The sequence below is a fragment of the Rhizobium sp. PEPV16 genome, from assembly GCF_008919455.1.
In the GTDB taxonomy this organism is placed as follows: Bacteria; Pseudomonadota; Alphaproteobacteria; order Rhizobiales; family Rhizobiaceae; genus Rhizobium; species Rhizobium leguminosarum_Q.
Genome location: NZ_VSZV01000338.1, coordinates 17715 through 39744 on the forward strand (window position 1 = coordinate 17715; position 22030 = coordinate 39744).

Here is a 22030-nt window from a genome sequence, read left to right on the forward strand (position 1 = left end):
CTTGAGGCGGAAATAGGCCCAGGCCCCTTCCTGGTAGCGTTCGATCAGTTCGGCCTCGCCAAGCAGCTTCAGGTGGCGGGAGATGCGCGGTTGGGATTGGCCGAGGATTTCGGTAAGATCGGTCACCGTCAGGTCGCCGCCGTCAAGAAGCGCCAGAAGACGCAGGCGCGTGGGCTCGCCGGCCGCCTTCAAGACGTCCACCAGCGCATCCAGTCCAAGCTTCAAGGGTTCGCTCATCTTCGATCCAATCAAGATATAAAGATATCTTTATGTGAATTGAAAAGCGGTGGCAAGCGGGAATTCGCACTCTCCGCGAAATTGGCTGCTCAGATTGCGACAAGGCGCGACATGAAAAAGCCCCGGCCGAACCGGGGCTTCCGCAAGCAAAAATGAGTGAAATCAGCGTGTCAGGCGCTTGTGAGCCTGGCTGCCCGGGTTGAGGGCGTCGGGGCCGAGACGGCGAACCTTGTCCTGTTCATAATCCTCGAAGTTGCCTTCAAACCATTCGACGTGGCCGTCGCCTTCGAAAGCGAGGATATGCGTCGCCAGACGGTCGAGGAACATGCGATCGTGGCTGATGATGATGGCGCAGCCGGCGAAGTTTTCCAGCGCGTTTTCCAAGGCACCCAGCGTTTCCGTATCGAGGTCGTTGGTCGGTTCGTCGAGCAGCAGAACGTTGCCGCCGGCCTTCAGCATCTTGGCAAGGTGAACACGGTTGCGCTGACCACCGGAGAGATTGCCGACCTTCTGCTGCTGGTCGCCGCCCTTGAAGTTGAAGGCGCCGCAATAGGCACGGGAGTTCATGTCGAACTTGCCGAGCTTGATGATTTCGGCGCCGCCGGAGATTTCCTCCCAGACCGTCTTGTCAGCCGCAAGGGTGTCACGGCTCTGGTCGACATAACCGAGATGCACAGTCTCGCCGATGCGGATCGACCCGCTATCCGGCGTTTCCTGGCCGGTGATCATCCTGAATAGCGTCGTCTTGCCGGCGCCGTTCGGGCCGATGATGCCGACGATGCCGCCCGGCGGCAGCTTGATCGACAGGTCGTTGATCAGCGTGCGGCCCTCGAAGCCCTTGGTGATGCCGTCCATCTCGATGACCACCTGACCGAGGCGCTCGCTGACCGGGATGATGATCTGCGCGTCGCCGGGACGCTGCTTTTCGGCGGCATCCACCAGCTGCTCGTAGGACTTGATACGCGCCTTGGATTTGGCCTGACGGGCCTTCGGGCTGGAAGCGATCCACTCCTGTTCGCGGCTGATCGCCTTCTGGCGCGATGCGTCTTCGCGGCTTTCCTGCAGCATGCGCTTGGCTTTCGCCTGCAGGTAGGCCGAATAGTTCCCTTCGTAAGGAATGCCACGGCCGCGGTCCAGTTCGAGGATCCATCCGGTGACGTTGTCCAGGAAGTAGCGATCGTGGGTAATCATCATCACGGCGCCCGGATAGTCGCGCAGATGCTTTTCGAGCCAGGCAATGGTTTCGGCGTCCAGATGGTTGGTCGGTTCGTCGAGCAGCAGCAGATCCGGCTGCGAAAGCAGCAGGCGGCAGAGCGCGACACGGCGGCGCTCACCACCGGAAAGGCTGGTGACTTCGGCGTCGCGCGGCGGGCAGCGCAAGGCTTCCATCGCCATCTCGACCTGGCTTTCCAGATCCCAGAGGTTCTGGCTGTCGATGACGTCCTGAAGCTTGGCGCCCTCTTCCGCCGTCTCGTCGGAATAGTTCATCATCAATTCATTGTAGCGGTCGAGGACAGCCGTCTTCGAGGCAACGCCTTCCATGACATTCTCGAACACCGTCTTGTTGGGATCGAGATGCGGCTCCTGCTCCAGATAGCCGACCGTCGCACCTTCGGCGAGCCAAGCTTCGCCGGTGTACTCCTTGTCCTGACCTGCGATGATGCGCAGCACGGTGGATTTACCCGCGCCGTTCGGACCAAGGATACCGATCTTGGCATCCGGGTAGAACGAAAGGTGGATATTCTCCAGGATCTTCTTGTTGCCATAGGCCTTGTTGAGGCCGGACATATGATAGATGAACTGACGTGCCATGCTGCGCTGCTCCGGGCGGGAAACTTCGATTGTGCCGCTATGTAGGCGAAACAGCGCCTGCGGGCAACGCCGAAACCCGGTTTACTCAGGATTTCCGGTCAAAAGCCCGCAGCGTCGACGACGCCCTCGTCACAACCGAACGACGTTTTTCCAGCACCCTGGATCAGATCGGCAAGGCCGGCACTTTTCGCCGATGCCGCCCCGGCGGCTTCCGAAAGCCCGATCGTCAGTTCGCTGATCATCCTGACATTGCCGGCCCGCCGGCAGCTCATCTTGACGCGGTCGCCGGCACCCGGCCCGAAGCTCTTGTCGAAAGCCGCCTTGATCGCGTCGGCCTTGACCGGCTTGCCGATATTGGCAGCGAAGAGATCGCGCACGGCCGACGCGTTGAGTGCGCCCACGAGATGCATGCCGACGCCGAAATAGTCGTCGGCGCTCATCTTCGTGCAGGTGCCATGCTTCACCCATTCATGCCGTTCCAGGCCGGATTGCGTGCCGGGCATCGCCTTTGCGAGCGCCGTCTTCGTCTCGGCCGCAAGCGTGACCTCCGGCAGCTTGTTCCAGTCGCCATCCTTGTCGGCGGCCTTCTGCTCGGCGCTTACGCCGCAGTAATCCTGCCGCATCGGCCAAAGTCCGTGCAACGAAAAGTTCGTCGCGTCGGGGCGCTCGCCGGTCTGGCTCGCACACTCGGCCTTCTTCTGGTTCGTCTGGCAAAAGGCCGGCTGCCAGCTCGCCGCTAGAATGAAGCGGGTACGTCCGCCAGCCTCCTGCGCCACGGCGGCACCGGCAACAATCATCGACACGGCGAACGTCAAGGTACGCAACTGCATGCTGCTCATTTCAACCCCCAAAAAAGAACAATACAGGAACAAATAAGCACCAAAATCAAAAGGCCGCAACCCTGAATCGCAACAAGGGCGCAAATTGTTATCAGATAATCAAATGCCGATGTTGCAATTACCCGGCGATCTGGTCTGTTGTCGCCGGGAGGACCCACATGTTTTCTGAAACGCAAAGGCTCGCCGTGCCAGGGGCGTCGCTGGCCTATCACCATGCTGAGGCCATCACCCCTCCACGCGGCATCCTGTTGATATCGCATGGCTTGGCCGAACATTCGAAACGATACGGCGTCTTTGCCGAGACGATGGCGGCGCGCGGCTATCACGTCTACGCCCATGATCACCGCGGCCACGGCGAGACGACAGCACCCGATGCACCGGTCGGCCGTTTCGCCCGGCGCGGTGGTATCGAAAGGGTGATCGGCGACGTCATCGCCATGCGCAGCCATGCGTCCTCCCGCCATCCCGGTCTGCCAGTGATCCTTTTCGGCCATTCGATGGGCGGCCTCATCGCGCTCAACGCTGCCGTCACGGCTCCGGCGGACTTCGATGCCGTCGCCGTCTGGAATTCGAATTTCGCCGTCGGCCTTGCCGGCCGCGCCGCCCAGGCGGTCCTGCTTGCCGAGCGCATGCTGAAGGGCTCCGACGTGCCAAGCGGTTTGCTGCCGAAGCTCACCTTCGGCGCTTGGGGCAAATCCATTCCTAGCCGCCGCACCGAGTTCGACTGGCTGTCGCGTCTTCCTGATGAAGTCGACAAATATGCCGCCGATCCGCTCTGCGGCTTCGACGCCTCGGTCTCTCTATGGCTCGATCTCTTCGAACTGACCTTCCGCGCGCTACAGAAAATCCACCTCGACCGGCTGCCGCGGGACATGCCGATCCATCTCGTCGGCGGCGGAGAAGACCCGGCGACCGAGCGTGGAAAAGCCGTGCTCTGGCTGTCAAACCATTTGAAAGGTCAAGGCTTCTCCCGTATCAGCACTGAGATATATCAGGACATGCGGCACGAAACACTGAATGAGCTTGGCGCGGATGCGGCGATCACAGCCTTCGCCGATTGGTGCGACGGGGCCGCCGCAAAATCCTGAGCGACCAATATCCTGAGTGACCAATATCCTGAGTGACCAATATCCTGAGTACAGGGATTTCATCATGAACAGCACCTCCGCCCGCCCCGTTTCGTCCGCCTCCGACGTGACGATGGGGCTTGTGCTGATGTTTATTTCGGTGATGTTCTCGCCGCTCATCGATATTTTCGCCAAGCTTGCCATCGTCACCGTCCCGTCTGCGGAGATCACTGCCGGCCGCTTCGCCGTGCAGGCGGTCTGCATGCTGCCGATTGTGATATGGCGGCGCAGCTTCGCCGATTTTTCCTGGCGCCAGAACCTGTTCCATGCCATCCGCGGCGCGATCATCACCGTCTCGATGATCTCCTTCGTCACCACGCTGAAATACATGGCGGTCGCCGACGCGATTGCGATCTTCTTTGTCGAGCCCATCATTCTGACGATCCTCGGCAGCATTTTCCTGAAGGAGACGATCGGCTGGCGGCGCTATAGCGCCTGCGGCGTCGGCTTCTTCGGGGCGATGCTGATCATTCAGCCGAGTTTCGAAGAAGTCGGCTACATCGCGCTTCTGCCTGTCGTCAGCGCGCTCTGCATCGCCATCTTCGTGCTGATGACCCGCGTCCTCTCGCACAGGGAAGACCCTTGGGCGATGCAGTTGCAGATGAGCATCTGGGGCCTGCTCTTCTGCGCCATCCTGCTTTTCCTGGGCCAGGGAACCGGCTCCGATCTCTTCGATCCGGTCATGCCGGATGGCCGCGCCTGGTTCTATGTCGCCGGCGTTGGCGCCATGGCCGCGATATCGGGCATCCTCGGCGTCTATGCCTATCGCGCAGCACCAGCCTCGACGCTCGCACCGCTGCAATATTTCGAGATCGTCTCGGCGACGATCTTCGCCTGGCTGGTCTTTGGCGACTTTCCGGATGCGATCAAATGGCTCGGCATCATGATTATCATGGCGTCGGGCTTCTACATTGTCTGGCGCGAGCGCCGCTTTGCATCGAAACCGGTATCCGGTACATCAGAGGCGACGCTGGCGCCCTAGATCCAAGAATGAGAGCCCGGAGGAACATGACCGAGACCGTGACGAAAAAACCGCCGCTGGCAGGCATCCGGGTGATCGAGCTTGCCCGTGTGCTCGCCGGCCCTTGGGCGGGACAGATGCTTGCCGATCTCGGTGCCGACGTTATCAAGGTCGAAAATCCCGACGGCGGCGACGATACGCGCCAATGGGGACCACCATTCGTCGAGGGCGCCGACGGCGAGAATCTCTCAGCTGCCTATTACCACGCCGCCAATCGCGGCAAGCGCTCCGTCACAGCCGACCTGAAGAGCGCCGAAGGTCAGGATCTCGTCCGGCGCCTCGTCTCCACCGCCGATGTGGTCATCGAGAATTTCAAGCTCGGCGGCCTCGTCAAATACGGGCTCGATTATGACAGCCTGCGCAAGGTCAACCCGAAGCTCGTCTATTGCTCGATCACCGGCTTCGGCCAGAACGGCCCTTATGCCAGCCTCGCCGGCTACGATTACATCGTCCAGGGCATGTCCGGCTTCATGTCGATTACCGGGGAGCCGGACGGCCAGCCGATGAAGGCAGGTGTTGCCATCGCCGATATCTTCACCGGCATCTATGCAGTCTCGGCGATCGAAGCCGCTCTGATCCATGCCCTGAAGACCGGTGAAGGCCAGTTAGTCGACATGGCTCTGCTCGACGTGCAATCGGCCGTGCTGGCCAATCAGAACATGAATTACCTTGTCTCCGGCGAGGCGCCGACCCGCCTCGGCAACGCCCACCCCAATATCTCGCCCTATGAGGTCGTGCCGACGGCGGACGGGTACCTCATTCTCGCGGTTGGAAACGATGGCCAGTTCCGCCGCCTCTGCACCATCCTCGGCCTGGAGGCCATCGCCGTCGACGAGCGTTTCGCCACCAACAAGGCCCGCGTCGGCAATCGCGGCGAAGTGCGCCGCCTCGTCTCCACCGAAACGCTGAAATGGCCGAAGGCAGATCTGCTGAAGGCCTGTGAAGAGAACGCGGTTCCATCAGGCGCAATCAACACGATCGAGGAAATGTTCGCCCATCCGCAGGTGCAGGCCCGCGGTCTGCGCATCGACCTTGCGGATGCCGCCGGAACGGTAATCCCCGGTGTCAGGACGCCTGTGGTGCTGTCGGAGACGCCGCTGCGTTATATCAGGCCGAGCCCGCGTCTCGGCGAACACCAGGCAGAAATTCTGGCGGAACTCGCCGAGCGCGAGAGGAAGGCATCGTCATGAAGAAGACCGGCGGAGAACTGATCGTCGAGGCGCTGAAGGCGAACGGCGTCAAGCGTCTCTCCTGCGTGCCCGGCGAGAGCTTCCTCGCAGTCCTCGACGCGTTGCGCGACAGCGATATCGACGTCCTCGTCTGCCGCCAGGAGGGCGGAGCGGCGATGATGGCGGATTGCTGGGGCCGGCTGACCGGCGAACCCGGCATTTGCATGGTGACCCGTGGCCCCGGCGCCACCAACGCCTCCGCCGGCCTGCATATCGCCAAGCAGGACTCGATCCCGATGATCCTGTTCATCGGCCAGGTGCAGCGCGAAGCACGCGAGCGCGAAGCCTTCCAGGAGGTCGAGTTCCGCCGCGCCTTCACCGAATTCGCCAAATGGGTGGGCGAGATCGACGATGCCGCCCGTATTCCCGAGTTCGTCACCCGCGCCTTTGCGGTCGCAACCTCCGGCCGGCCCGGTCCTGTCGTGCTGACACTGCCGGAGGACATGCTGCGCGATGAGGTCGAGGCCCCCCGCGCCCGGCACTATGCCAACGTCGAGGCCCATCCCGGCCGCCGCCAGATCGACGATTTTTATCTCCGTCTGCTGAAAGCCGAGCGACCGATTGTAATCCTTGGCGGCACGCGCTGGGATACCGATGCCGTCGCCGATTTTCAGAGCTTCGCCGAGCGTTTCCAGTTGCCCGTCGGCTGCTCCTTCCGCCGGCAGATGCTGTTCGATCATCTCCATCCCTGCTATGCTGGCGATGTCGGTATCGGCATCAATCCGGCGCTGGCAAAGGAGATCAAGGAGAGCGACCTGCTGATCCTCCTCGGCAGCCGCATGTCGGAAATGCCGTCCTCGTCCTATACGCTGATCGACATCCCCTACCCCCAGCAATCGCTGGTGCATATCTATCCCGACCCTTCCGAGCTCGGCCGCATCTACCGTCCGGATCTTGCCATCTGCGCAGCACCTGCCGATTTCGTGGCCGCCCTCGCCGATCTGGAAGCGCCGGCCGAACCGCATTGGACCGAGCGCACCGCCCGCCTGCACCAGGCCTATCTCGCCTGGTCGACGCCACCATCGACAGGTCCGGGCGCCGTCCATATGGGGCCGATCATGGAATGGCTGGAGGCCAATACCGCACCGCAGACGATCTTCACCAATGGTGCGGGCAACTACGCCACCTGGGTGCACCGCTTTCATCGTTTCCGCCGCTTCAACACCCAAGCCGCCCCCACTTCCGGCTCGATGGGTTACGGCCTGCCGGCGGCGGTGGCCGCCAAGCGGCTCTTTCCCGAACGCGAGGTTATCTGCTTTGCGGGCGACGGCTGCTTCCTGATGCACGGCCAGGAATTCGCCACCGCCATCCGCTACGGCCTGCCGATCATCGCAGTCGTCGTCAACAACGGCATCTACGGCACGATCCGCATGCATCAGGAGCGCGAGTATCCCGGCCGCGTCAGCAGCACCGATTTGACCAATCCCGACTTCGCGGCTCTTGCCCGCGCCTATGGCGGCCACGGCGAGACAGTGGAAAAGACCGAGGATTTCGCCCTGGCGTTCGAGCGGGCGCGCGAAAGTGGCAAACCCGCGATCATCGAAGTCAAACTCGATCCCGAAGCGATCACGCCGACGCGCACGCTCTCCGAAATCGCGCAAACAAAAAGCCGGTGAGCACGCGCAGTGCGCACCGGCTTCAGGTAATCGGAATGGTGCGACTTAGTCGAGTGCGGCCGTGACGATGAACTCGACCTTGTATTTGGGCGCTGCGAGCTTGGCTTCGCTGGTGGCGCGGGCCGGCGGATTGGCCGGATCGATCCAGCCTTCCCAGACGGCGTTCATCTCGGCGAAATCGGCGATGTCGGCGAGGTAGATGATCGTCTGCAGGATCTTCGACTTGCTGCTGCCGGATGCAGCCAGCAGGCGATCGACTTCGGCAAGCGAGGACTTGCACTGATCGGTGACGCTTTCGCCCTCGCCGACTTGGCCTGCGAGATAGACTGTATTGCCGTGGATGACGGCGCCGCTCATGCGCGCGCCGACGTCGATACGCTTGATGCTCATCATAGTCTCCTGAGTGAATGGAAGGTGGCGGCGCTGAGGTTCAGCGCCGGAAAATTTGCACCTGAAACGGGGCTCAATTGCGGATGTGGTGGGTCTTCTGGTAGATCGCCGTCGAGCGTGCGCCGGAACGGCAATAGCCAAGCATCGGCCGCGGAAATTCGTCGAGCGCGTCGACCATGCCCTGCACGGCTTCCTCGGTCACGCCCATCGGCCCAACAGGCACATGGGCAATTTCGAGACCGAGCTCCCTCGCGCGCGCCTCGATGACGGAGAACGACGTCTGATCGGGACTTTCGTGGTCGGGACGGTGGCAGACGATCGATTTGAAGCCCAACGCCTTGATCTCGTCGAGCTCCTCAAGCGTGATCTGGCCCGAAACCGAATATTCATCGTCGATCTGGCGAATATCCATCGTCTTGTCTCCTCAAAAATCTTGGGCTGAAGGTCTACGACGGAGGTCTGCCAGCGTCAACAACACTTCGCTCACAGGAAGGCAAAGGTCAGCGCATAGCGGCGGCTCTCGCCAGGCGCCAGCATTTTGAATTCACCGGCTGCCTCAAGCTCGTCACGCGATATCCAGCGATGCGAAACCGGCTCGATGCCGATGATATGGGCCGGCGCCTTCTGGTTCCGCCAGACCTGCAGATAGGACAGCGTATCGGTGCGAAAGCGCACGCGCAGCGTCCTGCCGCCGATTGCGGCGATCGGTCCGAGGCGGACCTCCGCGAAACCCTCCTCCGTCGCCGGCGCCGCGACGCAGAAGATGCCGCCGGGCTCCTCGCCGAAGGCCCAGGGGAACCCGCCATTTTCCAGCATCCGGCCTTCGAGCCGTGTGCCGTCGTCCAGCCATTTGCCGCCGGTGTTCATGTGGTACATCAGGAAGGTCGGCACCGTTCGGTCGCTCGTATTGACGACCCGGTCCTCGAGCCGCACCTCGCCGGTCGCCCCATCGATCCGCCACAGCCGCTCGATGCGCTGCGGCAGTCCCTCGACGGTCACAATGTCGATATCGGCACGGCATTCGGCATTGCCGTTCTCGAACTTCGTCCACAGCACCTTTGCCGCATGACCGGAGGCCGATCCGTGCAGCGGATAGACCTTGCCGTCGTCCCGGCCGGGGATCGGCTGGCGGTGGCGGATATGGTCCGGCCCGCAGGTGAACAGGAAGCCCTCGAGCGAGTGATCGATTCGCGGGTCGCCGTCATCGGGAATGGCGCGTTTCGGCGCGATGTCGACGCCTTCGACGATGCATCCGCCGATATCCAGCACCGATGTTTCGTCCAGCATCAGGCGCGGCCCGCTTGCGGCGGCAAATTCGATCATCACGGTCTCCTCAGGGATTATCGGCTCTTTAGCGCCGTGCGTCCTTCCGGACGCCACAAGCGACGCTCTAACACTTTGAATCCGCGCATCATGCTTTCCGTAAATCGATTTCGCTTTTTGGAAAGCATGATGCGCTAGCGTTAGGTTTCGCGCGGCCATTCGTCAATCGGCGTCGCCCGCATCTTGCGTTTTTGCAGCAACCGTGAAGTTTGCGGAACTGACACAAGGACGCAAACGTTTATGAGTAAAAGGAAATCTTAGTGATTTTCATATTTTGTTCAGCACGCTTTCATAAATTCCACACTAGCGTCAAAATTCGCAGGTGTGTGTCTGCCAGTCACTGATCGAGGTATGATACGTGGATCGCTTTTTGAAGTCGGCATTTTGTCTCGCGGCCGTCCTGGCTGCTCTTGCGGCTACAGCGCCGCAGGCAAGCGCGCAGCAGTTCCGCGATCGCCGCCAGAGCGATATCGTGCTTGTGACGCCGAGCGGTGAAATCCTCGACTATGTTCCAGCCGGCTATATCTACGCCCGCGACCGTAGCGGCAATCGCGTCTTGATCGACGACTATGGCAACGTCGTCGCCACCGAGATGCGCGCCCGCGGCTACTATCCTCCGCGGCCCGGCCCGCGCGAGGTCTATAACGACCAGTACGGCAACGACCCCTATTATTCCGACAACAATCCCTATGGCGATACGCGTTATTCCGAGCGCGGCGCTGTCACCGGCGGCATCCCGCGAGATGCCGCGATCGAGCGCCAGCCGCTCGGTGACCAGCCCTATCCCGAGGACAACAGCATCGGCAATCCGCAGCCCGGCGACGATTATGCCTCGATCGATCCCGACCAGCAGATCCCGCCCGCCGATCAGCCGAAGGCCGCACCCGATGAACCTGTCATCACGCTGAACAACAAATCGAAGCCGGAGATCGTCGCTTTGCAGGTCTTCCTCGACCGCGCCGGCGCCTCCCCCGGCGTCATCGACGGCCATATGGGTTCGAACGTCACGAAAGCGATCTTAGCCTACGATCAGATGACCGGCTCGAAGCTCGACCCGAACAACACCGACGCCATTCTGGAAGAGCTGCGCATGACCGGCGGGTTGCCCGTCGTCAGCTATACAATCACGCCTGCCGATGCGGCCGGCCCCTTCGTCGCCGAGATTCCGGAAGACTATTCGCATAAGGCGCTGTTGCCGTCGCTGGCTTACACCTCGACCACCGAGATGCTGGCCGAGCGTTTCCATATGGATGAGGCTTTCCTTAAGGAGATGAACCCCGGCGCTGACTTCACCGTTCCCGGCACCGTCATCAAGGTCGTCAATCCGGGCGAGCCGAAGAGCGGCGCGGTCGCCCGCATCATCGCCGACAAGGGCCGCAAGCAGGTCTTCGCTTATGACGGCGCCGGCAATCTCCTCGCTGCCTATCCGGCGTCAATCGGCTCCACCGATACCCCCTCTCCGTCAGGCACGGTCAACGTCGAGCGCGTCGCCTTCAATCCCGGCTACACCTACAATCCGAAGATCAATTTCCAGCAGGGCGCCAATGACAAGATCCTCAACATTCCGCCCGGCCCGAACGGTCCCGTCGGCACCGTCTGGATGGCGCTTTCCAGGCCGACCTACGGCATCCATGGCACCCCCGAGCCCTCGAAGATCGGCCGCACTCAGAGCCATGGCTGCATCCGGCTGACCAACTGGGATGCCACCGAGCTTGCCAAGATGGTCAAGCCGGGAGTGACGGTCGAATTCGTCGACTGAACATACCCTCGCGTCTTCAGGCGGAATGACCGCAATGCGAACAGACAACAGTGTCACGCGGCGGGCCCGGCCCGCGATGGCAGTTCAAAATTGCTCTTCCGTACCAAAGTTTGGAACTCGAAAGCACGCCAAAAGCTATTAAATCTGTAGATTTCACTTCCTAACATTTGGAGGTCGTATGAAATCGCTTGTTCGATTGGCTTTAAGCGTTTTGGCGGGTTTGGTTGCAGCCGGCACGGCGCAGGCTGCTGATGTCTCGGAAATTCGCGTGGACTGGGCAACCTACAACCCGGTCAGCCTCATTCTGAAGGATGAAGGCATCCTGGAAAAGGAATTTGAAAAGGATGGGATCAAGATAACCTGGGTCCAGTCCGCAGGCTCCAACAAAGCCCTGGAATTCCTGAATGCCGGCTCCCTCGATTTTGGCTCGACGGCGGGTGCGGCTGCTTTGATCGGCCGCGTCAACGGCAACCCGATCAAATCCATCTATGTGTATTCGCGTCCGGAATGGACTGCGCTCGTAACACGCAAGGATACCGGCATCGCCAAGGTCCAAGACCTCAAGGGCAAATCCATCGCCGTGACGCGCGGCACCGACCCGCACATTTTCCTGGTGCGCGCCCTCGCCGATGCAGGTCTGACTGAAAAGGACGTTTCGCTTGTTCTGTTACAGCACGCGGACGGCCGCCTTGCGCTGAAGCGGGGCGACGTCGACGCTTGGGCCGGCCTCGATCCGATCATGGCCTCCGCCGAGATTGAAGATGGCGATGTGCTGTTCTATCGCAAGCCGGAAAACAACAGCTGGGGCGTGCTTAACGTGCGCGAAGAGTTTGCTAGCGCGCATCCTGATCTCGTCAAACGCGTGCTTGCTTCCTACGAGAAGGCGCGCATTGAAGCTCTGAAAGATCCGACCAATCTCAAAGCCGCCCTCGTTGCAGCCACCAAGCTGCCCGACACGGTGATAGGGCGCCAGCTGGAGCGCACGAACCTCACCTATTCCGTAATCGGCGATGCACAGCGCGAGACGATCGAAGCAGCCGGTCTCGCTTTGCAAAAGGCCGACGTCATCAAGGCGGATGTCGATGTCGTCAAGACCGTATCGGCGCTGGTCGATCCCAGCTACGCCTCGGCCGCTCTCGGCCAGTGAAGATAGAAAGAGCGTTCCCATGTCATTGGTGCACATCGCGCTGTCATGGCACAATGCGGAAACAGGAAGGGAGACCCGGCAGCGCCGGGTTTCGCCTTTCGATCGCCCGATTGTCGGAATCGTGTTTCCGGTTGCGTTGTTTGCCGCCTGGGAAATCCTCGTTCGTGCGGGAATAGTCGGAGGCCGTTTGATGCCCCCGCCCTCGAAAATTCTCTATACAGTCTATGCGCTGGCGGCCTCCGGCGATCTGGCAACGCATGTCAGCGCGACGTTGCGCAGAGTGGCGATCGGCTTCGCCTTCGGGTCCCTGACGGGGACCGCTCTTGGGGCGCTGACCGGGTACTCCAAACCGCTTGCACGTCTGCTGGATCCGACCCTGCAGGCTCTGAGAGCCATTCCCTCTATTGCCTGGGTGCCTCTGTTCATCCTGTGGTTCGGTATTTTCGAAGCCTCCAAAGTCGCCCTGATTGCCGTTGGCGTCTTCTTCCCGGTCTATCTAGGAGTCTATGGCGCCGTCGTGGGCGTCGACAGGCGCATCGTAGAGGTCGGTCGCGTCTTTCGACTTTCGGGCTTCGAGCTCATTCGTCTGATCCTGCTGCCGGCGGTCCTTCCGGACTTTATCCTTGCCCTGCGCGCAGGCCTGGGCCTCGGTTGGATGTTCGTCGTTGCGGCAGAATTCATGGGCGCATCCGAAGGCCTGGGATATCTTCTGGTGGATGGTCAGCAACTCGGAAAGCCGGATCAGATCCTGGCGGCTATTTTGATCTTTGCCGTTGTCGGCAAGGCGACCGATAGCCTGCTTCTAATTGCGAGCGTGCCGTTCCTGCGCTGGCGCGACACCCATGCGAACGCGATCTGACATGCTTGACATCCGCTCCCTATCCAAGATCTATCCCAACGGAACACATGCTCTGCAAGACTTCTGCCTCAGTATCGGCAAGGGAGAGTTGGTCGCGGTCATCGGAGGATCGGGTTGCGGCAAGAGCACCCTTCTGAGACTGTTGTCGGGCCTCGAAGCCCCTACACAAGGCGAAATCAGCTTGGAGGGACGGCTGCTGACAGAGCCGGACTGGCTCGTGAATATCGTCTTCCAGGAGCCCCGGCTCTTTCCATGGCTGACAGTCGCGGACAATATCGGTTTCGGCCTGCGCCATCTGGCAAGCAGCGAACGGGATGAGCAGGTATCGGCGGCCTTGGAGAAGATTGGCCTTCGCGGGTACGAGAAGCGCTGGATAAAGGAGCTGTCCGGCGGGCAGGCGCAACGCGTGGCCTTGGCGCGAGCACTCGTGACGAAGCCGGCCGTTCTCCTATTGGACGAGCCCTTCTCCGCACTCGATGCGATGACGCGTGTCGAACTCCAGGATCATCTGATCGATCTATGGCGCGTGAATGCCACGACGATGCTGCTCGTCACGCACGATATCGAAGAAGCAGCCTTTTTGGCGGATCGCGTCGTCGTGATGCGCCCCTGGCCGGGACGCATTCTAGAGGTGATCGATATAGGCCTGCCGCGACAACGCAATCGCATGTCGGACGAATTGGCCGAAATCAAAAGGCGTCTTTCTGACCTTCTGGCTCATTCTCTCAATGATGGCAGCCGCACGGCAAGCGCCTGAAAAACGAAATGCGTCGCGGAGCGAACCGGACGCACTTCGTTCGAGGATGTGGGAACTGTCAGGCTGCCGTCGCCATGCAGGCGGATGCCGTCAGCCTGACCGGCAGCTTGCGCATTATTTCTTCGGCAAAACAGGTGGCGTTTTCCCGGGCCTTGTCGAGGTTGCTGACGCGTGTGGGATCGATCGTGTGCAGCGTGCCGCCACAGTCGAAGATGTCGCGGAAGGCGGAGCGTTCGATGATAGCCGTATCGAGCACCGGCACATGCCGCTCGCTGAGCAGCGACTTGACGACTTGCAGCGCCCGCGTCGTCACCATCGAGTTGACGCGGGTGAGCACCACCGAATGGCCGATCTTGATCCCGGCCTTCTCATCCAGATACTGTAGCAGTTCGAGCACCTGCGCGCCACCACGCGCATCCATCGCACAGCCCTGGATCGGGATCAGCACATGGTCGGAAAGGCCGACGGCGGTGGCAAGCAGCGGATTGCGCGCACCCGGCAGGTCGACGATGAAATAGTCGGTATTGTGCTTGTTCTCGCTGATATGCAGCGGCAGCGACGCAGTTGTGACGAAATCGATCACCGAAACATTGGGCACATGGCCTGATATTTCGTGCCAGCGCGAAATCCAGTGCTGCGGGTCGGCGTCGAGAATGGTGACGCGATAACCTTTGCGGGCAAGCTCGGTCGCGAGCAGCAGAACAGCGGTCGTTTTGCCGGCGCCGCCCTTGGTATTTGCGAATGTGATGACAGGCATGTTCGGTCCTCGGAAGGAAAATGGTGCGAGCTGGAATCGCTCTTTTACGCACCCTCGGAGCATTGTGCGGTTAATTCATTCTTTCTAATCATGGTTAACAAATTCGAAACACGCGCGGCGAAATTGCAGCCGGTATTTTTCACATCCCTAAAACTAGGGATATCGCGGCAACGAAAAAAGCCCGGAAAACCGAGGTTTTCCAGGCCAGTCTATAGGTCCGCTCTTATGTTGTCAGAAGCAATCCCTGAAAAGGGCCTTGGTATTTTCGAGTGTCATTGCAACCGGGTTGCCGCCGGCGCTCGGATCTTCGATCGCCATCGCTGACAATTCGTCGATGCGGTCGGCGGCGATTCCCATCGCCGACAGCGTCTCCGGCACGCCGAGTTCGGAGCGGAGCTTCAGCACATAATCGTAGAACCCGTCGAAACCGCCCGAAATGCCGAGATAGGCCGCGGCACGGCCGATCTTCTCCTCGATCGGCTTGCGGTTAAAGCGCAGCACCGCCGGCATCACCACCGCGTTGGTCATGCCGTGATGGGTGTTGTAGACCGCGCCGATCGGGTGCGACAGCGCGTGAATGGCGCCGAGCCCCTTCTGGAAGGCGACCGCGCCCATGGCGGCGGCGGCCATCATATTGGCGCGAGCTTCCAGATCCGTGCCTTCCCTATAGGCGCGCGGCAGGAATTCCTTGACGAGCCGCATGCCTTCGAGCGCGATGCCGGCTGACATCGGGTGATAGAAGGGCGAGGAATAGGCCTCCAGGCAATGGGCGAAGGCATCCATGCCAGTGCCGGCCGTGATGATCTTCGGCATGCCGACCGTCAGTTCCGGATCGGAAATGACGACACCAGGCAGGAACTTCGGATGGAAGATGATCTTCTTCACATGCGTTTCGGAATTGGTGATGACGCTGGCGCGCCCGACTTCCGAACCGGTGCCTGCCGTTGTCGGCACCGCGACGATCGGGGCGATGCCCTCGAGGCTCGCACGCGTCCACCAGTCGCCGATATCTTCGAAGTCCCAGACCGGCCGCGTCTGGCCGGCCATGAAGGCGACACACTTGCCGAGATCGAGGCCGGAGCCGCCGCCGAAGGCGACGACGCCGTCATGGCCGCCGTCCTTGAAAGCCCTGACGCCGGCTTCGAGGTTCTTCTCGTTCGGGTTTGGATCGACATCGGCAAAGATCGCCCGGCCGAGACCGGCATCTTCGAGAATATCGAGCGCAGTCTTGGTGATTGCCATCGAGGCAAGGCCGCGGTCGGTGATGAGCAGCGGCTTCTTGATGCCGAGGCTCTTGCAGGCGTCAGCCAGTTCCGCGATGCGGCCCCGGCCGAGCTTGACCGATGTCGGATAGCTCCAGTTTGCGGTGATGTTGCTGCTCATGCTGTGACTTTCTTCAGATGGAAGGATTTCGGGCGCGTCAGATTGTGGAAGCCGATGATCGACAGCGAGCCGCCGCGGCCGGTCTCCTTGACGCCGGTCCAGCAAAGCGCCGGGTCGAGATAGTCTGCGCGGTTCATGAAAACGGTGCCGGTTTCGATCTCGCGGCCGAGCGGCCCTGCCCGCTCGGCATCCCTGGTCCAGAGCGAGGCCGTCAGCCCATACTGGCTGTCGTTCATCAAAGCGAGTGCCTCCTCGTCGCTCTTCACTTTCATGATGCCGACTGCCGGACCGAAAGTCTCTTCGCGCATGAAGGCCATGGAGTGGTCGACATTGACGAGAATCTCAGGTGCGAGATAGGCGCCGCCGTCATCCTGGGGGAAAAGCTTGGGATCGACAAGCGCTTTGGCGCCCTTCGAAACCGCATCGGCGATCTGCTCGCGCACCACCTTGGCGAAGCGCTTATGCGCCATCGGCCCGAGTGACGTATCGGGATCGAGCGGATTACCGAGCTTGTAGTTCGACACCCAGGCAACCGACTTCTCGACGAAGGCGTCATAGAGCGATTCATGCACGTAGATGCGCTCGATGCCGCAGCAGCACTGGCCGGAATTGTAGGTCGCGCCGTCCATCAGCGTGTCGACGGCCGCCTCGAGATCGGCGTCCTCCATGACATAACCCGGATCCTTGCCGCCGAGTTCGAGGCCAAGGCCGGTGAATGTGCCGGCGGCGGCCCGCTCCATCGACCGCCCGCCTTCGACCGATCCGGTGAAGTTGACGAAATTGAAGCTGCCGGCGGCAATCAGCGCCGACGTCGTTTCGTGATCGAGGAAGACGTTCTGGAACACATCTTCGGGAACGCCGGCCTCGGTGAAGGCCTGCACCAGCCGCTCACCGACCAGCAGCGTCTGCGAGGCATGTTTCAGCACCACCGTATTGCCGGCCATCAGCGCCGGCGCGATCGTGTTGATCGCCGTCATGTAGGGATAGTTCCATGGTGCGACGACGAAGACGACGCCATGCGCTTCGCGCTCGATGCGCCGCTCGAAACGATCGCTCTCCTCGACGACAACAGGCGCCATCGCATCCGCCGCGATCGAGGCGACATAGTTGGAACGCTCGTTGAAGCCCTTGTATTCGCCGCCATACTTGACCGGCCGGCCCATCTGCCAGGCAAGCTCCGGCACGACGACATCGGACATCTCGTTCAGCCGCGCAGCACCCTTCAGCACCAGTTGCACACGCTCTTCGAGCGGCCGTTTCGCCCAGGCTTTCTGCGCCTTGCGAGCGCGCGCCACCACATCCTTGGCGGCATCGAGAGAAAGGGCTGCGCGCTCGGCATAGACCGACCCGTCAACCGGTGAAATACATTGGATCATTGCCATGATCTGTTCCTGTCCTCGTATTCTTCAAAATTTGAGTGAGGCCGTGGCCCCTCATCCGCCTGCCGGCACCTTCTCCCCATAAACGGGGCGAAGGGGATATGCCGCACCGGCTTTCCCCAACATCGACGCTGCGTTTGCCACGTCCCCTCTCCCCGTTTTTACGGGGAGAGGGTTAGGGTGAGGGGCAAGCAGCCCGCAAATGCCTATTAAGCTCTTTCGAAACCGCGCGCCACTTCCCAATCGGTGATGCGGCGGTCGTATTCTTCCTGCTCCCATTCGGCAGCGCGGGTGTAATGGTCGATCACGTCGTCGCCAAAGGCTTTGCGCAGCATCGCCGATTCCGTCATTTCAGTCGCCGCCGCGCGTAGCGTGCGCGGGATCTCGCGAACGCCCTTGCCGCCATAGGCGTCGCCGACGAAGGGCGCTTCGAGCTCAAGCTTGTTTTCGATCCCGTCAATGCCGGCGGCGAGCAGCGCGGCGAAGGCGAGATAGGGATTGAGATCGGAGCCGCCGACGCGGCACTCGATACGAATTCCCTTGGTCTCCTCGCCGCAGAGCCGGTAGCCGGCGGTGCGGTTGTCCTTGCTCCAGATCGCCTTGGTCGGCGCGAATGTGCCGGCCATGAAACGCTTGTAGGAATTGATGTAGGGCGCCAGGAAATAGGTGATCTCGCTCGCATGGGCGAGAAGCCCGGCGACGTAATTGTGCATCAGCGGCGACATGCCGTATTTGCCGGTATGGTCGAAGAATAGCGGCTTTTCCTCCAGGCTCCAGAGCGACTGATGAATATGCGAGGAACTGCCGGCGGCATTGTAATTCCACTTGGCCAGGAAGGTGATGGCTTTGCCCTTCGACCAGGCGATCTCCTTGCAGCCGTTCTTGATGATCGCGTGCCGGTCGGCCATGGCGAGCGCATCGGCGTAGCGCACGTTGATCTCCTCCTGGCCGGCCGAAGCCTCGCCCTTGGAGTTCTCGACCGGAATGCCGGCGCCCTGCAGCCCGGTGCGGATCGCCCGCATCACCTCTTCTTCCTTGGTGGTCTGGAAGATGTGGTAGTCCTCGTTATAGGCGCTGGCGAGCTTGAGGTTGCGGTAGCCGGAAGCCTGCGCCGCCTCGTAGGTCTGGTCGAACAGGAAGAATTCGAGCTCGGAGGCCATGTAGGCCTTCATGCCCATATCCTCGAGGCGCTTGACCTGCTTCTTCAGGATCGCGCGCGGCGAGTGGGCGACCTCCTCGTGCGTATGATGGTCAAGCATATCGCAGAGCACCAGCGCGGTGCCTTCGAGCCAAGGAATACGGCGCAGCGTCGCAAGATCCGGCTTCATCGTATAGTCGCCGTAGCCCTTCTCCCAACTTGTCGCCTTGTAGCCGGAGACGGTCTCCATCTCCATATCGGTAGCAATCAGATAGTTGCAGCTGTGCGTTTCCTTCCAGGCGCTCTCGACGAAGTATTCCGCCTGGAAACGCTTGCCCATCAGCCGGCCCTGCATATCCACCTGGCAAGCCAGAACCGTATCGATGCGCCCTTCGGCAACATCCTTCCTGAGATCTTCGATTGTGTAGCTGCTGCTCATGATTGATCCGCCTGAACTAGGATTGAAAAACGGGGCAACGAAATCGCATGCTCTCGGCCGGACGTTGCGACCTGATGCCTTTTCGTTGAACCGGTGATGGGGCCGCAAGATGCGGCCCCACCATTTGAGAGGGAAGCCTCGATGCTTAGTTTTCGCCGCTTTCGCCGACGGCTGCTTCAGCGGCCGCGATCTCGGCCTGGCGCTTTGCCACTTCGGCACCGATCGGCGGCCCCTTGAAGCGGCGGCTTTCGAAGCCGAACCAGACGATCGCCGTCAGCACCAGGAAACCGACGGTGATGTAGAGCGCCCATTCATTCGGTGGCTGGATGCCGAGGATGAAGATCAGGATCATCGCGATGACAGTCAGCACCGCAAAGAGCTTGAAGGCGCCTTCGCCGAGGTTCCACGGACCCATCTTGTCCCACTTCGACGTGCCCCAGGCAAAGAGACCGAGGGTGATCGGGATCGCGAAGGAGAAGAACAGGAAGATGACTGTGCACGACACGACGATCGTATAGACCGGCGTATCACCGATCGTAGCGAGCGAAGAGCCCCAGACGAACAGAACCGACAGGATCGAGCCGGTCCAGATCGCGGCCACCGGTGTGCGATACTGCGGGCTGACCTTCGACAGTGCCTTCGACGCCGGCAGGCCGCCGTCACGCGAGAAGGCAAAGATCATGCGCGAGACCGAGGTGACGGTCGCAAGGCCGCACAGCCACTGGCTGACCAGGATGGCAAGATAGAGAATATCCTTGACGATCGGGTTCACCTGGCTGTCCATCGCCCAGAAGAACACGTTCCAGCCCTGTTTTGCCGCATCATCCATGTTCGGCAGCATGAGCACGAAGGCGCACAGCATGATATAGCCGAAAAGCGCCGACCAGAGCACCGAGGCGACCATGCCGCGCGGGACCGATTCGGCAGCCTTGACCGTCTCTTCCGATGTATGCGCCGAGGCGTCATAGCCGGTGATGGTGTAGATTGGCAGCAGCAGGCCGAGAAGGAAGACCCAGGCACCGGAGGTGGTCGGCCAGACATTGCCGCCGACTTCGCCGGAATAGTTGGCGAAGGTAAAGAGGCGACCGATCTCGTAGGAGGGCGCTGCGATGAGGCAGACGACCGCCAGCGCGATCGAGGTCGCGAAGATGAGATAACCCGAAAAGTCGGTCAGCTTCGCGGTCAATCCGATGCCCATGTGGTTCACGAGCGCCTGCGCGCCGGTGATGATCACGAGGAAGATGATGCGCACCGTCGTCGAGTCGGTCAGTCCGAGATAGGTCGTGCCGAACGAACCCATGAAGAAATAGTAGGTACCGACATTGATGGCGCCAAGCACGGTGACGAGACCGAGCAGGTTGAACCAGGCGGTCAGCCAGCCGGTGAAACGGTTGCCGAGGATCGAACCCCAGTGATAGAGACCGCCGGCCGTCGGATAGGCCGAGCTGATCTGCGCCATGGCGACGGCGAAGACGAGCGAGATGAAGCAGCCGAGCGGCCAACCGATGCCGATTGCGGCACCGCCGGCACCGGAGGTCGCCTGGGCCAGCGAATTGATGCCGCCGGAGAGAATGCAGATGATGGAAAATGAGACGGCGAAATTCGAAAATGAACTCATGCGCCGTTCGAGTTCCTGGGCATAGCCCATGGAATGCAGGATGTGCACATCCTGCTTCTTGTCCAGTTCGGTATAGTCCGACATGACTTCCCCCTGTTCACGACCGGCCGCGGGATTGCGGGCCGATTCAGTGCCAATTGTCCGTGGCATTTTCGCCATGCGGACGTCCGCAGATAAACTGCTCCCTCGGGTCTTCTTTTTATCAGGCGTCCAAGCTTTGCTGGAGCAGCCCTTTTAGATAGTCAGCCATGACCCCTTGGCCGCTATCGTCTGCGATGAGGTCGTTGCGGACCTCGATCATCACATTGCGCAAGCCGTTCGAAAGCCCGTGCAGGATCAGCGTGTGGGTCACGCCGTCCTCGGGTCCGTAGGGCTCGTTGCGTTCCGTCCTGTAAAGCGGCGCCTCTGCCGCTGCCCTCAGCATCAGGTCAGCGAGCCGGCTATCCTCATCATGCAATATGCCGAGTTCGACCGCGCGTTCGCGGCCGTGATAGACCGGCGTGAAGCTGTGCATCGTCACGATGACGCTGTCTTGCCCCCTCGCCCGGCGATCGCGGATCAGTCCGCGAATGGCGTCGTGGAAAGGCACATAGAGCGCGTCGGTGCGCGCAAGCCGTTCTTCGGGGCTCAAACCCCTATTGCCGGGAATGGCGTAGATCTCGCTGGTCTCCGGCATCGCGCCGGGTGAACTGGGCGGCCGGTTGCAGTCGTAGATAAGCCGGGAGAACCGCTGGTAAACGAGCGTCGCGTCGAGCGCTTCCGATAGGATGCGGGCGACCGCAAGCGCGCCTGGATCCCAGGCAATGTGACTGGAGAGCGCTTCGCTGGGCAGGCCGAGATCGCCGAAAAGGGCTGGAAGCGCATTCGAAGCGTGCTCGCAGACCAGAAGCACCGGGCTTCGGCCTTGGGTGCGTTCGATCCCGACGCAGTCACCGTCCGCTTCACTGAGGATTTTCGGCCGGGCCAGCACCAAAGGCGCCACTCCTATCCCTTAACAAATTCTTGATGAAGAAAAGAATTCTTCAGGTTTCGGTCAGTGTCAAGCATGGGCTGAAAATTTCTTTTCATGACAGTGGTTGACATGGATTATGACAGCGTTGTTAACTTTGAGTGGGAAAGTGGCGCCAGACCATCCCGGGGAGCATAGTTACGTGACAGTTGCGTCGAAGACGGTTTCGGACGTCATACACTCGCATTTGG

At 61.0% G+C, this 22030-nt stretch carries 20 protein-coding genes and 1 pseudogene; 9 read left to right on the forward strand and 12 right to left on the reverse strand.

Features of this window, described 5'->3' with window-relative positions:
• From FY112_RS38005 to FY112_RS25345, 3 genes are all read right to left on the reverse strand, one after another.
• Positions 1-237, reverse strand: a 237-nt coding sequence (locus tag FY112_RS38005; protein ID WP_246700741.1) for a metalloregulator ArsR/SmtB family transcription factor, incomplete at its 3' end; no start/stop codon positions are given.
• Positions 238-399: 162 nt separating this feature from the next.
• A complete protein-coding gene (gene ettA / locus FY112_RS25340; protein ID WP_017961327.1) occupies positions 400-2049 on the reverse strand; it encodes an energy-dependent translational throttle protein EttA in 1650 nt (549 codons plus the stop codon).
• Positions 2050-2147: 98 nt separating this feature from the next.
• Positions 2148-2888 (reverse strand): ribonuclease, encoded by a 741-nt coding sequence (locus FY112_RS25345; RefSeq protein WP_017961328.1) that lies wholly within the window; start codon positions 2886-2888, stop codon positions 2148-2150.
• Positions 2889-3046: 158 nt separating this feature from the next.
• Here FY112_RS25345 and FY112_RS25350 point away from each other — a divergent pair, with 158 nt between their 5' ends.
• The 4 genes from FY112_RS25350 to FY112_RS25365 all read left to right on the forward strand — a co-directional run bounded on the left by FY112_RS25350 (position 3047) and on the right by FY112_RS25365 (position 7881).
• Entirely contained in the window at positions 3047-3976 is a 930-nt protein-coding gene (locus tag FY112_RS25350) for an alpha/beta hydrolase (RefSeq protein ID WP_151519548.1), read from the forward strand.
• Between the two features lie 64 nt (positions 3977-4040).
• Positions 4041-4997 (forward strand): DMT family transporter, encoded by a 957-nt coding sequence (locus FY112_RS25355; protein WP_131623794.1) that lies wholly within the window; start codon positions 4041-4043, stop codon positions 4995-4997.
• A 26-nt stretch (positions 4998-5023) separates the two neighbouring features.
• Complete coding sequence (locus FY112_RS25360; protein ID WP_131623792.1) at positions 5024-6226, forward strand: CaiB/BaiF CoA-transferase family protein; 1203 nt, start codon at positions 5024-5026, stop codon at positions 6224-6226.
• On the forward strand, positions 6223-7881 hold the full coding sequence (locus tag FY112_RS25365) for a thiamine pyrophosphate-binding protein (RefSeq protein WP_131623790.1): 1659 nt from the start codon (positions 6223-6225) through the stop codon (positions 7879-7881). The genes FY112_RS25360 and FY112_RS25365 overlap by 4 nt, the downstream gene beginning before the upstream one ends.
• Before the next feature lie 45 nt (positions 7882-7926).
• Here FY112_RS25365 and FY112_RS25370 read toward each other — a convergent pair whose 3' ends face one another.
• The 3 genes from FY112_RS25370 to FY112_RS25380 all read right to left on the reverse strand — a co-directional run bounded on the left by FY112_RS25370 (position 7927) and on the right by FY112_RS25380 (position 9594).
• Complete coding sequence (locus FY112_RS25370; protein WP_025395342.1) at positions 7927-8271, reverse strand: RidA family protein; 345 nt, start codon at positions 8269-8271, stop codon at positions 7927-7929.
• A 73-nt stretch (positions 8272-8344) separates the two neighbouring features.
• A complete protein-coding gene (locus FY112_RS25375; RefSeq protein WP_017961334.1) occupies positions 8345-8683 on the reverse strand; it encodes a TIGR01244 family sulfur transferase in 339 nt (112 codons plus the stop codon).
• 71 nt (positions 8684-8754) lie between these two features.
• Complete coding sequence (locus tag FY112_RS25380; protein ID WP_017961335.1) at positions 8755-9594, reverse strand: aldose 1-epimerase family protein; 840 nt, start codon at positions 9592-9594, stop codon at positions 8755-8757.
• Between the two features lie 358 nt (positions 9595-9952).
• On the opposite strand from FY112_RS25380, the gene FY112_RS25385 reads away from it, so the two are divergent.
• From FY112_RS25385 to FY112_RS25400, 4 genes are all read left to right on the forward strand, one after another.
• Complete coding sequence (locus FY112_RS25385; protein WP_151519549.1) at positions 9953-11353, forward strand: L,D-transpeptidase family protein; 1401 nt, start codon at positions 9953-9955, stop codon at positions 11351-11353.
• A 178-nt stretch (positions 11354-11531) separates the two neighbouring features.
• Positions 11532-12500, forward strand: a complete 969-nt coding sequence (locus tag FY112_RS25390; RefSeq protein WP_151519550.1) for an aliphatic sulfonate ABC transporter substrate-binding protein — start codon at positions 11532-11534, stop codon at positions 12498-12500.
• Positions 12501-12519: 19 nt separating this feature from the next.
• Positions 12520-13359: an ABC transporter permease gene (locus FY112_RS25395; protein WP_151519551.1), complete on the forward strand. Its 840-nt coding sequence runs from the start codon at positions 12520-12522 to the stop codon at positions 13357-13359.
• 1 nt (position 13360) lies between these two features.
• Positions 13361-14116 (forward strand): ABC transporter ATP-binding protein, encoded by a 756-nt coding sequence (locus FY112_RS25400; protein WP_131628521.1) that lies wholly within the window; start codon positions 13361-13363, stop codon positions 14114-14116.
• Between the two features lie 58 nt (positions 14117-14174).
• Here the strand turns inward: FY112_RS25400 and FY112_RS25405 are convergent, their stop codons facing one another.
• The 6 genes from FY112_RS25405 to FY112_RS25430 form a co-directional block, all read right to left on the reverse strand.
• Complete coding sequence (locus tag FY112_RS25405) at positions 14175-14873, reverse strand: ParA family protein (RefSeq protein ID WP_151519552.1); 699 nt, start codon at positions 14871-14873, stop codon at positions 14175-14177.
• A 231-nt stretch (positions 14874-15104) separates the two neighbouring features.
• Positions 15105-16256, reverse strand: coding sequence for an iron-containing alcohol dehydrogenase (locus tag FY112_RS25410; protein ID WP_151519553.1), 1152 nt, complete (start codon positions 16254-16256; stop codon positions 15105-15107).
• Positions 16253-17638, reverse strand: coding sequence for an aldehyde dehydrogenase family protein (locus FY112_RS25415; protein WP_151519554.1), 1386 nt, complete (start codon positions 17636-17638; stop codon positions 16253-16255). The genes FY112_RS25410 and FY112_RS25415 overlap by 4 nt, the downstream gene beginning before the upstream one ends.
• 206 nt (positions 17639-17844) lie before the next feature.
• Positions 17845-19212 carry a glutamine synthetase family protein gene (locus FY112_RS25420; protein WP_131628525.1) on the reverse strand — a complete coding sequence of 456 codons (1368 nt, stop codon included), beginning with the start codon at positions 19210-19212 and terminating at the stop codon, positions 17845-17847.
• A 145-nt stretch (positions 19213-19357) separates the two neighbouring features.
• Positions 19358-20914, reverse strand: a complete 1557-nt coding sequence (locus tag FY112_RS25425) for an amino acid permease (protein WP_181018280.1) — start codon at positions 20912-20914, stop codon at positions 19358-19360.
• A gap of 118 nt (positions 20915-21032) precedes the next feature.
• Entirely contained in the window at positions 21033-21803 is a 771-nt protein-coding gene (locus FY112_RS25430) for an N-formylglutamate amidohydrolase (RefSeq protein WP_131628527.1), read from the reverse strand.
• A 103-nt stretch (positions 21804-21906) separates the two neighbouring features.
• On the opposite strand from FY112_RS25430, the pseudogene FY112_RS38010 reads away from it, so the two are divergent.
• Positions 21907-22030, forward strand: a pseudogene (locus FY112_RS38010) (RpiR family transcriptional regulator); the annotation flags it as partial.